The sequence below is a fragment of the Pseudomonas frederiksbergensis genome (genome assembly GCF_003732705.1).
In the GTDB taxonomy this organism is placed as follows: Bacteria; Pseudomonadota; Gammaproteobacteria; order Pseudomonadales; family Pseudomonadaceae; genus Aquipseudomonas; species Aquipseudomonas frederiksbergensis_F.
The window spans coordinates 68,703-84,176 of sequence record NZ_MOBR01000043.1 but is presented as its reverse complement, the minus strand read 5'-3'; the positions used below and the strand labels follow the sequence as shown (position 1 = coordinate 84,176).

General features: G+C 61.4%; 13 protein-coding genes. 11 read left to right on the top strand and 2 right to left on the bottom strand.

Going from position 1 to position 15,474, the window contains the following annotated elements:
• Nucleotides 1-104: 104 nt before the first annotated feature.
• Nucleotides 105-1,028 carry a LysR family transcriptional regulator gene (locus BK667_RS30520; protein ID WP_123511414.1) on the bottom strand — a complete coding sequence of 308 codons (924 nt, stop codon included), beginning with the start codon at nucleotides 1,026-1,028 and terminating at the stop codon, nucleotides 105-107.
• Nucleotides 1,029-1,203: 175 nt separating this feature from the next.
• Between BK667_RS30520 and gbd the strand changes: the two genes are divergently transcribed.
• The 11 genes from gbd (at nucleotide 1,204) to BK667_RS30465 (ending at nucleotide 13,644) form a co-directional block, all read left to right on the top strand.
• Nucleotides 1,204-2,343 carry a 4-hydroxybutyrate dehydrogenase gene (gene gbd / locus BK667_RS30515; RefSeq protein WP_123599808.1) on the top strand — a complete coding sequence of 380 codons (1,140 nt, stop codon included), beginning with the start codon at nucleotides 1,204-1,206 and terminating at the stop codon, nucleotides 2,341-2,343.
• An 83-nt stretch (nucleotides 2,344-2,426) separates the two neighbouring features.
• The gene (locus BK667_RS30510) at nucleotides 2,427-3,206 is read left to right on the top strand and encodes an enoyl-CoA hydratase-related protein (RefSeq protein ID WP_123599807.1); all 780 of its coding nucleotides are present in this window, start codon (nucleotides 2,427-2,429) and stop codon (nucleotides 3,204-3,206) included.
• A 1-nt stretch (nucleotide 3,207) separates the two neighbouring features.
• Complete coding sequence (locus tag BK667_RS30505; RefSeq protein ID WP_123599806.1) at nucleotides 3,208-4,413, top strand: CaiB/BaiF CoA transferase family protein; 1,206 nt, start codon at nucleotides 3,208-3,210, stop codon at nucleotides 4,411-4,413.
• A gap of 181 nt (nucleotides 4,414-4,594) precedes the next feature.
• Nucleotides 4,595-5,638, top strand: a complete 1,044-nt coding sequence (locus tag BK667_RS30500; RefSeq protein WP_123408754.1) for a TRAP transporter substrate-binding protein — start codon at nucleotides 4,595-4,597, stop codon at nucleotides 5,636-5,638.
• Between the two features lie 15 nt (nucleotides 5,639-5,653).
• A complete protein-coding gene (locus BK667_RS30495; RefSeq protein WP_123599805.1) occupies nucleotides 5,654-7,552 on the top strand; it encodes a TRAP transporter large permease in 1,899 nt (632 codons plus the stop codon).
• A gap of 28 nt (nucleotides 7,553-7,580) precedes the next feature.
• Nucleotides 7,581-8,039, top strand: coding sequence for a thioesterase family protein (locus BK667_RS30490; RefSeq protein ID WP_123511405.1), 459 nt, complete (start codon nucleotides 7,581-7,583; stop codon nucleotides 8,037-8,039).
• 16 nt (nucleotides 8,040-8,055) lie between these two features.
• Nucleotides 8,056-9,015 carry an amidohydrolase family protein gene (locus BK667_RS30485; RefSeq protein WP_123599804.1) on the top strand — a complete coding sequence of 320 codons (960 nt, stop codon included), beginning with the start codon at nucleotides 8,056-8,058 and terminating at the stop codon, nucleotides 9,013-9,015.
• Nucleotides 9,008-9,952: an amidohydrolase family protein gene (locus BK667_RS30480; RefSeq protein WP_123599803.1), complete on the top strand. Its 945-nt coding sequence runs from the start codon at nucleotides 9,008-9,010 to the stop codon at nucleotides 9,950-9,952. Before BK667_RS30485 ends, BK667_RS30480 begins: the two co-directional genes overlap by 8 nt.
• Nucleotides 9,953-9,983: 31 nt before the next feature.
• A complete protein-coding gene (locus tag BK667_RS30475; RefSeq protein ID WP_123599802.1) occupies nucleotides 9,984-11,561 on the top strand; it encodes an aldehyde dehydrogenase (NADP(+)) in 1,578 nt (525 codons plus the stop codon).
• Nucleotides 11,562-11,686: 125 nt separating this feature from the next.
• Nucleotides 11,687-12,259: a PPC domain-containing DNA-binding protein gene (locus BK667_RS30470; protein ID WP_123599801.1), complete on the top strand. Its 573-nt coding sequence runs from the start codon at nucleotides 11,687-11,689 to the stop codon at nucleotides 12,257-12,259.
• A 77-nt stretch (nucleotides 12,260-12,336) separates the two neighbouring features.
• Nucleotides 12,337-13,644, top strand: coding sequence for an OprD family porin (locus BK667_RS30465; protein ID WP_123599800.1), 1,308 nt, complete (start codon nucleotides 12,337-12,339; stop codon nucleotides 13,642-13,644).
• Between the two features lie 959 nt (nucleotides 13,645-14,603).
• On the opposite strand, the gene BK667_RS30460 is transcribed toward BK667_RS30465, so the two are convergent.
• The gene (locus tag BK667_RS30460; protein ID WP_123511393.1) at nucleotides 14,604-15,395 is read right to left on the bottom strand and encodes an SDR family NAD(P)-dependent oxidoreductase; all 792 of its coding nucleotides are present in this window, start codon (nucleotides 15,393-15,395) and stop codon (nucleotides 14,604-14,606) included.
• Nucleotides 15,396-15,474: the final 79 nt, after the last annotated feature.

Here is a 15,474-nt window from a genome sequence, read left to right as displayed (position 1 = left end):
GGATCGCGACACAGATCCGCTTCTCACATTGCGCCTGACGCAAATCAGATTTGCCGCAATTGCACGAATGCGCGGTTTCAAAGCCAGTCAGTATTCCGACAGCCTCAACTCGGGTTCAACAGCGCCTCGCGTAACAGCCGGGCCGCTGGCGAGTCGGGCACGTTTTTGCGCGATACCAACTCATAGGGTTCGCTGCGCGACTTGATCGGCAGCGGCAGCGTGGTGGTAAAGCCGTAGCCGGAGCAGAACTTCGCCACGTCGGTGGACACCAGCGCGACGAGGGTCGGGTTTTCCTGGAGCAACGACAACGTAGCGAAGGCCGAGGTGGTTTCCAGCAGATGCACCGGAAAACGCAGGTCGGCCTCGTGGAATTCCCGCTCCAGTAACAAACGCATGGGCATGTTGGCGCGATAGACGATCCAGCGGTAATCCACCAGGTCCTTGAGCGACAGTTGCCGGGCGTAGGCGAATGGATGTTGGGTGCTGGCGATCACCGCCAGGGTTTCTTCGACAAAGGTCGAGCTCTCATACAAATAGGGGGTGGTGCTGATGGTGGTGCGACAGATCGCCAGGTCCAGGCGACCCGCGTCGAGTTGGCTGAGCAACGCGGCGCTGGTGTCTTCGACGATCTCGATGGACAGCTTGGGGTTGTCGGCAATCACCCGGCTGATCGCGGTAGTCAGCAACGGCACGGCGCCCATGATGGTGCCGACCGACACCCGGCCGCCCTCGCCGCTCATGATGCCGATGATCTCTTCGCGCAGGTGCGCGAGGTCGGTCTGGATCAACCGCGCGTAGCGAATCACCGAGCGTCCGGCATCGTTCGGTTCAAGCCCGCGGTTAGTGCGGGTGAACAGCGAAGTGCCGAACGTGGTTTCAATTTCCTGCAGTGCTTTGCTGGCACCGGGTTGGGTCAGCGCGACCTGTTTGGCCGCGCCCAGCAAGGAGCCGTGCTCATCCAGCGCAATCAGCAAACGCAGCTGTTTGATGTGCAGGCGGGACATGATCGAGTTCAGTGAGGGCGTCATCAGGGTTAACTAAAAGTTATAGAGGTATCGAAAGTTGTCAGTATCGGGGCTCGCCGCGACGGCCCTATAGTCCACCCCACAACCAGGCAATGCAATGGGTTTGACCAGAGAGCGACAGCCCTCCTGCCCCGAACCGATTGCAACAATAACAATCCTGTATAACTTGTGGTGAATCATGTCCCTCATCAATTACGTCACCAAAATCCAGTTCGGCTACGACAGCCTGGAGCATTTGGCCGCCGAAGCCGAGCGCGCCGGCATCACCCGGCCACTGATTGTCACTGACATTGGCGTACGCAATGCCGGCATCGTCGACAAGGTTATCGCCGCCCTGGGTGGCAGTCTGACGCCGACGATTTTCGACGCCACCCCGCCCAATCCCAACGAACACGCCGTACGCGAAGCCGTCGCGAAATATCGCCTCGGCGAGTGCAACGGGATCATCGCGGTCGGCGGCGGTTCTTCCATCGATCTGGCCAAAGGCGTGGCGGTCTGCGCCACCCACGACGGCCCGCTGCAAAGCTTCGCGGTGATCGAGGGCGGACTGGATCGCATCACCTCGGCCACCGCGCCGCTGATCGCCATTCCGACCACCGCCGGCACCGGCAGCGAAGTCGGCCGTGGCGCCATTCTGATCCTTGATGATGGCCGCAAAGTCGGCGTCATCTCGCCGTACGTGGTGCCCCGCGTGGCGATCTGCGACCCGGAACTGACCCTCGGCCTGCCACCGATGCTCACCGCCGCCACCGGCATGGACGCAATCGCCCATTGCATCGAAACCTTCATGGCCCCGGCCTTCAACCCCGCCGCCGATGGCATTGCCCTCGATGGCTTGTGGCGTGCCTGGGAACACATCGAACGTGCGACCTCCGAGCCGGGTGATCGCGAAGCGCGAATGAACATGATGAGCGCGTCGATGCAAGGCGCCCTCGCATTCCAGAAAGGCCTGGGCTGCGTACACAGCCTGTCCCACGCCTTGGGCGGGATCAATCCGAAGCTGCACCACGGCACGTTGAACGCGATCTTTCTGCCCGCCGTCGTCGACTTCAACGCCAACGCCCCCACCGTGCGTGACGAGCGCAAGCTCGAACGCCTGCGCCACGCCATGGGCCTTGGAGCCGACGCGAGTATCGGCGCAGCCATCGAAGACATGACCCGCCGCCTCGGCCTGCCAACCCGTCTGAGCGAGATCGGGGTCGATAAGAGCCTGTTCGCCGGCATCGTCGAAGGTGCGTTGCACGATCACAGCCACAAGACCAACCCTCGCGAAGCATCGTCCGCAGACTACCTGTCGATGCTCGAACAATCGCTGTAAGCAGCCGCTATCCAACAACAATAAATCAGGAGGCAACCGCGTCGTCGACCTCACCCCCGAGCATCGACGCCAGCGGAACAATCATGAAGCCCACCGTCCTTATCGAACGGCAAGCGTCCATTGCCATCGTCACCCTCAGCCACCCAGGGAAAATGAATGCCCTGACCTTGTCCATGTGGCTGGACCTGGGTGATGTCATGACCGAACTGTCAGCCGACACCTCCGTGCGCTGCGTGGTATTGCGCGGTGCCGGTGAACAGGCCTTTGCCGCCGGCGCTGACGTCAGTGAATTCCCCACCGTGCGCGCCAACCGGGCGCAGGCCCGTGAGTATGCCGAGGTCACTTCGGCGGCCATGCGCGCTATCGTGGAATGCCCGCACCCAGTGATCGCCATGATCCACGGCGTGTGCGTGGGCGGCGGCCTGGAAATCGCCGCGTTGTGCGACCTGCGCATCTGCGGCACCTCCAGCCGTTTCGGTGCGCCGGTGGGCAAACTGGGGCTGGTCATGTCCTATGACGAAATGGCCGGTCTCGTAGCGCTGGCCGGCCGCTCGACAACCCTGGAAATTCTGCTGGAAGGCCGCATTCTCGACGCCAACGACGCCTATGTGAAAAACCTCGTGACCCGCGTCGTGCCGGATGCCGAGGTCGAATCCGAAACCCTCGCCACCGCCAAACGCATCACCCAAGGCGCACCGCTGGTCGCCCGCTGGCATCGCCAGGCTGCGCTGCAATTGGAAGCCGGCGTGGCACCCACCGCCGCGCAGATCGACGCGAGTTATTCCTGCTACGACACCGCAGATTTCCAGATCGGCCTGAACGCGTTCATCGCCAAAGCCAAACCACAATTCGAGGGCAAATAACATGGGACCGCTGACAGGCATGCGCGTTGTAGAACTGGCTCACATCATGTCCGGGCCGGTGTGCGGAATGATGCTGGCCGACATGGGCGCGGACGTGGTGAAGGTCGAGAAAGTCCCGGACGGTGATGATTCGCGGCGCTTCTCGCCGATCATGGCCAGCGGCGAATCCGCCTCGTTCATGGTGGTCAACCGCAACAAGCGCGGCATTGGCCTGAACCTGAAAACCGATGGCGGTCGCGATGTGTTGCGCCGGCTGTTGCTGGACGCCGATGTGGTCACGGAAAACTACCGCGCCGGCACCATGGAAAAATTCGGCCTGGGCTACGAAGCGCTGAAAGTCATCAATCCAGGGCTGATCTACTGCGCGATTTCCGGCTACGGGCGCAGCGGGCCGTTTGGCGAGAAAGGTGGTTTCGACCTGATCGCCCAAGGCATGAGCGGCATGATGAGCATGACCGGTGAAGCCGGGCGTGAACCGGTCAAGGCCGGCTCGCCGGTGGCCGACATCAACTCCGGGATTCTCGCCGCCCTCGGCATCTGCGCCGCCTACGCCGCCAAACAGAAAACCGGCCTGGGGCAAATGGTCGACACCTCGCTGTTCGAAGCCGGCCTGCAACAGATGTACTGGCCAGCGGCGGCGTATTTCGCCGACGGCACCATCCTGCCGAAAATGGGTTCGGCCAACTCCACCAGCGCGCCGTACCAGGTATTCCGCACCGCCGATGGCTGGATCAACATCGGCGCCGCCAACCAGGCCAACTACGAACGCTTGGTCGAAGCCCTGGCCGTGCCGCAACTCAAAGCCGACCCACGTTTCGCCAGCAACGCCCTGCGCATGGAGCATCGCCTGGCTCTGGTGGACATCCTCAACGAAGTGCTGGTGGCGCGCACCACGGATGAATGGATGGTGTTGTTCGACAGCCTCGGCCTGCCTGCCGGGCCTGTGTTGGACATCGCCGCCGCGTTGGCCCATCCACAAACCGTCGCACGGGGCATGGTCGTCGAAACCGAACACCCCACCGAAGGCCGAGTGCGCGGCATGGGTTTGCCGATTCACTTCTCCGACATGGACAACGCCGCGCCGCCGACCAGCCGTCATGCGCCGTTGCTTGGCGAGCACACCCGCGAAGTGCTGAAGGAAAGCGGTTATGCGGACGATGAAATCGACGAGCTGATCAAAACCAAAGCCGTGGTGGCCCTGGCCTGACACCAATCCCCTTGTGGGAACCCTCTGTGGGAGCGAGCTTGCTCGCGATGAGGCCGTGTCAGGCGACATAAGTATCGACTGATACGCCGCCATCGCGAGCAAGCTCGCTCCCACAAGGGGCAGTGTCGCTTAACTGATCCGCTGATTTTTGAACAACTACAAAAACAATAAGGTGAACATCATGAGCCGTATCTTGACCGAGACTGTCAGCCGCCGATCATTCCTGGTATCTGCCGGCGTCACCGTCGGTGGCGCCTTCGCCGCCAACCTGCTGCCGTCCAGCGTCTTCGCCGCGACCAAACCGATTGTGTTGCGCTACACCAGCAGCCTGCCCGACACCCATCCGCTGAACAAACAGATGAAGGCCGCGTCCGAAGCGATCAAGGCTGAAACCAATGGCGCCGTGGACCTGCAGGTGTACGCCAACGGCGCCATGGGCGGCGACACCGACATGCTGTCCCAGGTGCGCGCCGGGGCCATCGATTTCATTCCATTGCCCGGTGCGATTCTCTCGACCCTGGTGCCGGCCATGTCCATCGAAAGCATGCCGTTCGCGTTCAAGGACTACGACAGTGTCTGGGCCGCGCTGGACGGCAAGCTCGGCGAGTACGTGCGGGCCAAGACCGAGAAGGTCGGCCTGATCCCGATGGAAAAAGTCTGGAACAACGGCTTCCGCCAGATCACCAGTTCGACCCGACCAATCAATACGCCCCAAGACCTCGCCGGGTTCAAACTGCGGGTGCTGGTCAGCCCGTTGTGGACCTCGATGTTCAGCGCCTTGGGCGCCTCACCGACCGGCATCAGCATCAACGAAACCTATTCGGCGCTACAGACCAAAGTGGTCGACGGCCAGGAAAACCCGCTGGTGGTGGTCGAGTCCGCGCGCTTCTATGAAGTGCAGAAATACTGCTCGATGACCGACCACATCTGGGGCGGTTTCTGGATCGTCGCCTCGGGCAAGACCTTCCCCAAGCTGCCCGCCGATGTGCAGGAAATCGTCTCCCGGCAGATCAACGCCGCCGCGATGATCCAGCGCCAACAAGTCATCGACCTCAACACCAGCCTGGAACCGTCCCTGACCGCCCACGGCATCACCTTCAACAAAGTCGACCGTTCATTGTTCAGGACCGACCTGCAATCGAAAGGCTTCTACACCCAATGGAAAGAAAAGTACGGCACCGAAGCCTGGAGCTTGCTCGAGCAGTACGCGGGTCAATTGTCCTAAGCCGGAGCCAAGGTCATGAAAAACGAACTACCAATGACGGACGTTTCTCCTGCTGACGGACTCAGCCCACGGCAAACCACTTTTCGCCTCGGTCGCGCCCTCGATACCGGCCTGCGCTGGTTGACCGAAGGCAGCGCGGCGTTGCTGGTGGTGGTCGAAGTCACCCTGCTGTTTTGCAATGTGTTCTCCCGCTACGTGCTCAATCAGCCGATCGTCTGGGGCGATGAACTGGCCTCGCTGCTGTTTCTGTGGCTGGCGATGCTCGGCTCGGTGGTGGCGATGCGGCGCGGCGAACACATGCGCCTGACCTCGTTTATCGGGCGCCTGCCGCTTGAGAAACGCGCCTTCGTCGATACCCTGGGCGCGGTGATTGTCATCACGTTTATCGGGCTGCTGTTCACGCCGGCCTGGGAGTACGTCAGCGACGAATGGATCATCACCACCGCCGCCCTGGAAATCCCCAACGCCTTCCGCGTGTCCGCCATCGCAGTCGGCCTGAGCCTGATGCTGATGACCTGTGTCGCCCGTCTGCTGACCAGTGCGCGGTTGATCGACTTCACGGTGTCGGTGGCGATGCTGGCCTCCCTGGCGGCGTTGTTGTGGGTCGGTGAAGGTCTGTTGTTGCTGATGGGCAACTGGAACCTGATCGTGTTCTTCATGATCGGTGTGATGGCGATGATCGTTATCGGTGTTCCGATCATGGTCGCGTTCGGCCTGGCCACGGTGGCGTACCTGTCGACCATGACCGCCACGCCCCTGACCCTGGTGGTCGGGCGCATGGACGAAGGCATGGCGAGCCTGATCCTGCTGGCCATTCCGTTGTTTGTGTTTTTGGGCGCGCTGATCGAAGCCATGGACATGGCCCGGGCGATGATCCGTTTTCTGTGCTCGCTGATTGGCCATGTGCGCGGCGGTCTGTCTTATGTGCTGATCGGCGCCATCTACCTGATCTCCGGCATTTCCGGTTCCAAGGCAGCCGACATGGCCGCCATCGCACCCGCGCTGTTTCCGGAAATGAAGAAACGCGGTGAGGATGAAAACGAACTGGTGGCGATGCTCAACGCGTCCGGGGCGATGTCGGAAACCATTCCGCCGAGCCTGGTGCTGATCACCATCGGTTCGGTCACCGGCGTGTCGATTTCCGCCCTGTTCACGGGTGGTTTCATGCCGGCGGTCGTCGGCGCAATCGCCATGGCAGCGGTGATCTGGTGGAAGAACCGCAAGGGCGAAGCCTCCACCGGCAAACGCGCCACGGGCAAGGAAATCGGCCACTCGCTGCTGGTCGCATTGCCGGCGCTGGCGTTGCCGTTTGTGATTCGCACGGCGGTGGTCGAAGGCGTCGCCACGGCCACCGAAGTCGCCGCGATTGGCGTGGCCTACACCTTCATCGTCGGTTTGCTCTTCTACCGCTGCTTTGACTGGCGCCGGCTGTACCCGATCCTGGTCAGCACCGCGGCGTTGTCCGGCGCGATTCTGATCATCATCGGCAGCGCAACCGCCATGGCCTGGGCGCTGACCCAATCCGGTTTCTCCCATCAACTGGCGCTGGTGATGTCGACGGTGCCGGGCGGTGCGATGGGCTTCCTGATCATCTCCGCCGTAGCCTTCATCCTGCTGGGCAGTTTCCTCGAAGGCATCCCCGCCATCGTGTTGTTCGGGCCGTTGCTGTTTCCGATTGCCAAGACCATGGGCATCAACGATGTGCATTACGCCATGGTCGCGATCTTCGCCATGGGCCTGGGTTTGTTCGCGCCACCGTTTGGCGTGGGCTTCTACGCCGCGTGCGCCATCGCCAAGGTCGATCCCAGCGGCGCCATGCGTCGGGTCTGGCCGTACCTCGGCGCGCTCGTGGTGGCCTTGGGCGTGCTGATTGCCGTGCCATGGATCTCGATTGGTTTCCTGCCTAACGCCTGACCCATCCTTTGATATCCCGAGGTTGCAAATGAATTTCTCCACGCTGGAAGCCGGCACCGCCACCGAACGCAAACTGATCGTTGATCGGGAACGCACCATTTCGTTTTTGGGCGAGGATTTGCGTATCTACGCCACGCCGCGCCTGGTCGATGACATCGAACAGACCTGTCTCGACTATCTGCTGACGTTCCTGGATGAAGGCGAAAACACCGTCGGCGCAGCCGTCGATATTCGCCACGTCGGCGCCACGCTGCTGGGCATGTCGGTGAGCATTGTCGCCACGGTCACGCGGATCGAGGGCCGCAGCGTGACCTTCAACGTCGAAGTGCGCGACGACGTCGAGTTGGTGGCCACTGCCGCCCACACTCGAGTGGTGGTGAACGTCGCCAAACTGCGCAGTCGGGTTCAGGCCAAGGCCGAGGCTGCCGCCGCCGGCGAAGTCGAGGACGGCGTGCTCAACCCTTCCCAATTCGCCGCCTCGCGCTAAGCCAAGGGACAAACCCATGATCACCCTGCACGAACGCAATGGCTTGCCGAACCTTGCTGCCGAGGAGGCCCTGCCGATTGTCGATGCTCACCACCATTTGTGGGACCTCGGCCAGGGTCGTTATCCGTGGTTGCAGGACGAGTATCACGAGGGGTTTTTCCTCGGTGACTATCACAGCTTGTGCCGCGATTTTCTGCCGGAACACTTCCTCGCCCTGACCCAAAACCAGCGTTTGGTCGGTACGGTGCATGTCGAAGCCGAGCGGGCTCGGGATGAGCAAGTCGCCGAAACCCTTTGGCTGGAACAGGTGAACGCACGCTATGGTTTCCCGAATGCCATCGTCGCCCACGCCTGGTTTGATCGCGAAGACAGTGCTGAGATTCTTGCGGCCCAGGCTGCCCGGCCGTTGGTTCGGGGGATTCGCTCGAAACCAGTGACGTCGGCTTCACCTCTGGAGTCAGTGGCCGGAGCCAAGGGCACCATGCAGGACCCGAAATGGCTGGAAGGCTTTTCGCGTCTGGCTGAGCACGACCTGTCGTGGGATTTGCGCGTGCCGCCGTGGCATCTGGCCGAGGCTGCGGAAGTGGCAGCGATGTTTCCCCGGATCCGCATCGCCCTGAACCACACCGGTTTCGCCTGGGATCGCAGCCCGCAAGGCATGGCGCGCTGGCGCGAGGGCCTGGAAGCGCTGGCCTTGCAGCCCAACGTGCATATCAAGTTGTCGGAGTTCGGGCTGAAGGATTCGCCCTGGAACTACGACGACAACCGGGTGGTGGTGCTGACGGCGCTGGAGATTTTCGGCCCTGAGCGCTGCATGTTCGCCAGCAATTTTCCGGTCGCCGGGTTGCGCGCGTCCTACGACACGATTGCCGATGGCGTGGCAGCGATGCTGGCGCCACTGGGTCGCGCGGTGCAGGAAGCGGTGTTCGCCGGCAATGCACAACGCTTTTATCGCCTGGAGCCACAGCATGGATGACTGGCGCGCACGTTTTCTGGCCAGCGGCGACGACGCAGACCTGCCCATCGTCGACGCCCATCAGCACTACTTCGATATCGAGGCCCACTACTACCCGTGGCTCAACGACCGGCCGTTGCGGCCGTTTCGATATGGCGATTACTCATCGATTTGCCGCAGCTTTTTGCCCCAGGACTATCGCCGGCTGACCGGCCAGCATCGCATCGTGCAAACCGTGGTGATCGAGGGTGAATGGGACCCGGCAACCCCGGCCGATGAGGTGGGTTTTATCGAGTCCCTGGCACGACAAGAACCGACCCTGGCGGCCATGGTCGGGCAGGTCTGGCTGGATCGCGAGGACGCGCCAAGCCTCTTGCGTGAGTACAGCAAGCACCCGCTGGTACGCGGCGTGCGCCACAAACCCACGGTCACGACCCGTGAAGACTGGCGTGAAGATTTCGTGGCGCCGGGCTCCATGCGCGATCCCCGTTGGCGCGAAGGTTATGCCCAATTGGCCGAAAACGGCCTGCACTTTGAGTTGCAGGCACCGTGGTGGCATATGCCTGAAGCGGCGGAGCTGGCCAGGGACTTTCCCGATGTGACCATCGTGGTCAATCACACCGCGCTACCGGCGGATCGCTCGCCCGAAGGTTTGGCCGGTTGGCGCGACAACCTGGCGCTGCTGGCTCGCGAGCCCAACGTCGCCCTGAAGATTTCCGGCATTTGCATCCCCGGCCAGGCATGGCCCGTAGAGGCCAACCGCGTAGTGGTGAACGACGCGATTTCGATCTTCGACGTCAGCCGCTGCGCCTTCGCCAGCAACTACCCGGTCGATGGCGTGGTGAACAGCCTCAGCGAAGTGCTCGACGGTTTCAAAACCATCGTCAGGGATCGCTCCCGCACCGATCGGCTTGCCCTGTTTCACGATAACGCCCGACGCATTTATCGGCTCACTTGACCCTATTTTGGACAGCCCCTAAGGAGTTCCCATGTTTGAAGTTTCAGGCCACAACTACATTGCCGGCGCGCGTTCGGCACGCGGTTCGAACACCGTGCAAAGCCACGACGCCAGCACCGGAGAAGCGCTGCCGTATCGGTTCCATCAGGCGACCGTGGAGGAAGTGAATGCGGCCGCCGAAGCAGCCGCCACGGCGTACCCGATCTTTCGCAACCTTTCAGCCGCCCGACGCGCCGATTTCCTTGAGGCCATCGCCACCGAACTGGAAGCACTGGACGACACCTTCATCGCCCTGGTCTGCCGGGAAACCGCCCTGCCCGCCGGGCGCATTCAAGGTGAGCGGGCCCGCACCAGCGGCCAGATGCGGCTGTTCGCCACGGCACTGCGCCGGGGTGATTTCTACGGTGCACGCATCGACCGCGCCTTGCCGGACCGTCAGCCATTGCCGCGCCCGGACCTGCGCCAGTACCGCACCGGCCTCGGCCCGGTTGCCGTGTTCGGCGCCAGCAACTTTCCGCTGGCCTTTTCCACCGCCGGAGGCGACACCGCGTCCGCCCTCGCCGCCGGTTGCCCGGTCGTGTTCAAGGCCCACAGCGGGCACATGGCAACCGCCGATTACGTGGCTGACGCGATCACCCGCGCCGCGCGTAAAACCGGCATGCCCGATGGCGTGTTCAACCTGCTTTACGGCAGCGTCGGCGAGGCGTTGGTCAAGCATCCGGCGATTCAGGCCGTAGGCTTTACCGGGTCGTTGCGCGGTGGCCGTGCCCTGTGTGACATGGCGGCGGCGCGGCCTCAGCCGATCCCGGTGTTCGCCGAGATGAGCAGCATCAACCCGGTATTGCTGATGCCCGAAGCGCTCAAGGCCCGGGGTGAAAAAATCGCCAGCGAACTGGTCGCTTCTGTGGTGTTGGGCGCCGGTCAGTTCTGCACCAATCCCGGTTTGGTGCTGGGCATTCGTTCGCCGGAGTTCAGTGCTTTCCTCGAACGGTTCAGTGCGCTGATGGGCGAGCAAAACCCGCAGACGATGCTCAACACCGGCGCGCTAAAAAGCTATTGCCATGGTCTGGACAACCTGCAGGCACACGCCGGCATCACGCACCTGGCCGGTGCCGCACAACAGGGCAATCAGGCGCGGCCGCAGTTGTTCAAAGCCGATGTCAGCTTGTTGATTAACGATGATGAGTTGTTGCAGGAAGAGGTTTTCGGTCCCACCACCATCGTGGTGGAAGTCGCCGATCATGCGGAGTTGCTCCAGGCCCTGCACGGCTTGCGCGGCCAGTTGACCGCCACCCTGATTGTCGAGGACTCGGAACTCAACACCCTCACCGACGTGCTGGCCCTGCTCGAACAGAAAGTTGGACGTGTGCTGTTCAACGGTTATCCCACCGGCGTGGAAGTCTGCGATGCCATGGTGCATGGCGGGCCGTATCCGGCGACGTCGGATGCGCGCGGCACATCGGTCGGGACACTGGCGATCGATCGTTTCCTGCGGCCAGTGTGTTACCAGAGTTGCCCCGACGGTCTGTTGCCGGACGCACTTAAAAACGCCAACCCGTTGGGCATTGCCCGGCTGGTTGACGGTGTCAGCCGCCGCGATGCGCTGTAAGGCATTCAGACCAGGTTCCAACTAACCACTAAAAAGCACATCCAGCGCCTGTTGAAAAACAGGCGTCGGACACTTTCGTCCCGAAAAACCGCTGTAGCCATAAAAACAACAACAGAGGAAGACCCATGAAAGTTCAACTTCACCCGACACTGCGCTTGTCCAAGTTAATGTTGGCGGTCACCGCGGCCGTACTGATTAATTCAAGCGTGACTCAACTGGCGGTTGCCGAAACCGCACCCACCGCGACGGCAGCGCCCATGCAATGTGCAACTGAAGCCACACCGCGTTACACCAAAACCCCCAGCGGTTACCTGATGGTCCTGCGCATGGGCGACAACGCCTTCAAGGAGCTGACCAAACTGGCCATCGCCGAAAAGATCCCGAGCGCCTCCATCAGCGGTATTGGCTTTGGCAACGTGAAGTTCGGTTTCTGGAACAAGGACAAGAAAGACTTCGACGCCAAAGTCTTCAGCAATGTCGAGATGGCCAGTATTACCGGCTCCGTGGCGTGGAAGAACGACCAGCCTTCGATCCATATGCACGGCGTCGCCGGAGACGCGACTTTCCAGGCTTATGGCGGCCACATCCTCGACTTTGAAGTGACCACGGGCTCCATGGAAATCACCGTGATCGTCCATCAGCGACGCCTGGAGCGCGGGATTGATCCGTGCATTGGCGCCAACGTGCTGGGTATCTGATCCGAGTTTCAGGCTCCCGCAGATAGCGGGAGCCACCCTCCTGAATTCGAATTACAAAAAAAATAGGGGCGATTTTGATGAGCCACAAAAACACCGTTGTCACCCTGGCGCTGGGCGCCATTGCACTGAGCACCCAGGCGCAGGCGGACTTTCTGAGCGACAGCAAAGCCACGTTGGGCCTGCGCAATTTCTACTTCAACAACGACAACCGCGATGGCACCGCCACCCCTTCGAAAACTGAAGAATGGGCGCAGGGTTTCATGCTGGATTACAAATCGGGCTACACCGACGGCGCGGTTGGTTTTGGTGTCGATGCGCTGGGTTTGATGGGGATCACGCTGGACAGTGGCAAGGGGCGGCACGTGGGTGGTTCGATGATTCCTTCGGACACTGATAACAGTGCTGTGGATCAGTGGAGCCGGCTGGGGTTGACCGGCAAGGTCAAAGTCTCGAAAACCGAACTGCGCCTGGGCACGCTGATGCCCAAGTTGCCGATCCTGGTGTCCAACGACGGTCGTCTGCTGCCCCAGACCTTCGAAGGCGGCCAGATCACTTCGGGCGAGTTCAAGGATTTGACCCTCACGGGCGGCCGAATCGAACATGCCACAGGCCGGGGTTCAAGCGACCAGACCGGGTTGGCGGCCGTGGGAGGTACGCGGGAAAGCAACGCGTTCGACTTCGCCGGGGGCGACTGGAAAGTCACCAAGGACCTGACCGCGCAGTATTACTACGCCAACCTCGACAACTACTACACCCAGCAGTTTTTCGGCCTGATCCACACCCTGGCGATCGCGGACGGTCAATCCCTGAAAACCGACCTGCGCTACTTCAAGACCGACTCGTCCGGGGCCAACAGCTCGGGCACTTCGGGCTACAAAATCAGTGGTTACACCCAGGGCGGCGATGGGGAGATCGACAACAAAACCTGGAGTGCCGCGCTGATCTACAGCCTGGGCGGCCATGCCATTACCGCCGGCTATCAAAGCGTGTCGAGCGGCAGTGGTTTCACCCAACTCAATCAGGGCACCCTGCCAGACAAAGGTGCCGGCGGGGTCAGTCTTTACCTGTATACCGACCGCCTGATCCAGACCTTCACCCGCGCGGGTGAGCGCACGTCTTTCGGTCAGTACGCTTATGACTTCGCGGCGCTGGGTGTGCCGGGCCTTAAAGCGTCGGTCATGTACCTGAGCGGGGACAATATCAAGACGACTTCCGGCGATAACCAGAAGGAATGGGAGCGGGATATCAGCCTGGATTACGTCCTGCAATCCGGCGCGCTGAAAGGGGTCGGATTTGGCTGGCGTAACGGCAAGTCGAACAGCGAAGCCTCCCGCAATCAAGATCAGAACCGGTTGATCGTGAGCTACAGCATCCCGCTGCTGTAGGAGCAAAGCTTGCTCGCGATGGCGTCGGCACATTCAACCTCTTCATCGACTGTTACACCGCCTTCGCGAGCAGGCTCGCTCCCACATTGAATCCAGGATGGACGCAGAACTTGTGATCAACCTCACTCCCCTGTGGGAGCGAGCTTGCTCGCGATGGCGTCTGCACATTCAAAATCAATGTGGCTGACCCGCCGCTATCGCGAGCAAGCTCGCTCCCACATTGAAACTGGAATGGACGCAGGATTTGTGATCAACCCATTCCCCTGTGGGAGCGAGCCTGCTCGCGAAGAGGCCAGCACATCCAACATTAATACCGCCTGACACACCGCCTTCGCGAGCAGGCTCGCTCCCACACTGGATCTAGGATGGACGCAGGATTTGTGATCAACCTCAATCCCTGTGGGAGCGAGCTTGCTCGCGATGGCGTCGTGTCAGGCAGCATCTGCACCCACTGACACACCGCATTCGCGAGCAAGCTTTGCTCCTACAAAGGATTTCGGGTGGACGCAGGATTTGTGATCAACCTCAATCCCTGTGGGAGCGGGCTTGCTCGCGAAGGCGTCGTGTCAGGCAGCATCTGCATCCACTGACACACTGCATTCGCGAGCAAGCTTTGCTCCTACAAAGGATTTCGGGTGGACGCAGGATTTGTGCTCCACCTCAATCCCTGTGGGAGCGAGCTTGCTCGCGATAGCGTCGTGTCAGGCAGCATCTGCACCCACTGACACACCGCATTCGCGAGCAAGCTTTGCTCCTACAAAGGATTTCGGGTGGATGCAGGATTTGTGATCAACCTCAATCCCTGTGGGAGCGAGCTTGCTCGCGATGGCGTCGTGTCAGGCAGCATCTGCACCCACTGACACACCGCATTCGCGAGCAAGCTTTGCTCCTACAAGGGATCTTGGGGGGATGCAGGATTTGTGATCTGCCTTCTATCCTGTGCCCGCCTCGATTGTTTTTCAGCGATACCGTGCCGCCGCCGTGGAGTGGCCGAACGAGCCGCTCAGCACCTGGCGCTGGGCTTCGTAAGCATCCCATTTTTCGCCTTCATGCAGGCCCGGGATGGTCACCACTTCGCCCTGTGCCAACCCGACCAGCGCGGCATCGACCATGTCCTGGGCCGACATCACGATCTCTTGTGGCAGGTTTTCCACCGGGTTGCCGGCCTCGCTCCAGAAATCGGTGGCGGTGGCGCCGGGCAGTACGGCCTGGATGCGCACACCTTTATCGGCGAGTTCGTGATGCATGGATTGGCTCAAGCCGAGCACAAAGGCCTTGGTCCCGCCGTACACGCCGTTAAGGATTTCCGGGCCGATGGCGACGATTGAGGAAATGTTGATCACGGTCCCGGCGCCACGGGCGACGAAGCCCGGCGCTGCGGCGTAGGCCAAGCGCGTCAGTGCGGTGACGTTGAGGGTGATCATGTCTTCCATGTCGTCCACCGGACTGCCCAGCAGCGGCATGACTGCGCCGACCCCGGCGTTGTTGACCAGCAAGGTGATGCTGGCGTCGGTACGCAGGATATTTTCCACCCGCAGCAAGTCAGCCTTGTCTTTCAGGTCAGCGGCGACCACTTCCACAGCGCGCCCGGTTTCGTTGCTCAAGTGGTTGGCCAGGGCGTTTAATTTAGATTGGCTGCGGGCGACCAGAATCAAGTCGTAGCCTTGCCGGGCGAGACGGTCGGCGTAGACCGCGCCGATGCCCGAAGATGCGCCAGTGATCAGGGCGGTGCCTTTGGATGAAAGTGCCATGTCGAGTTTCCTTCACAGTGAGGCGATACGCTCGCCGGGTGTGAACAGTTATAAAGGGACTGACACAAGTCTCAAATGA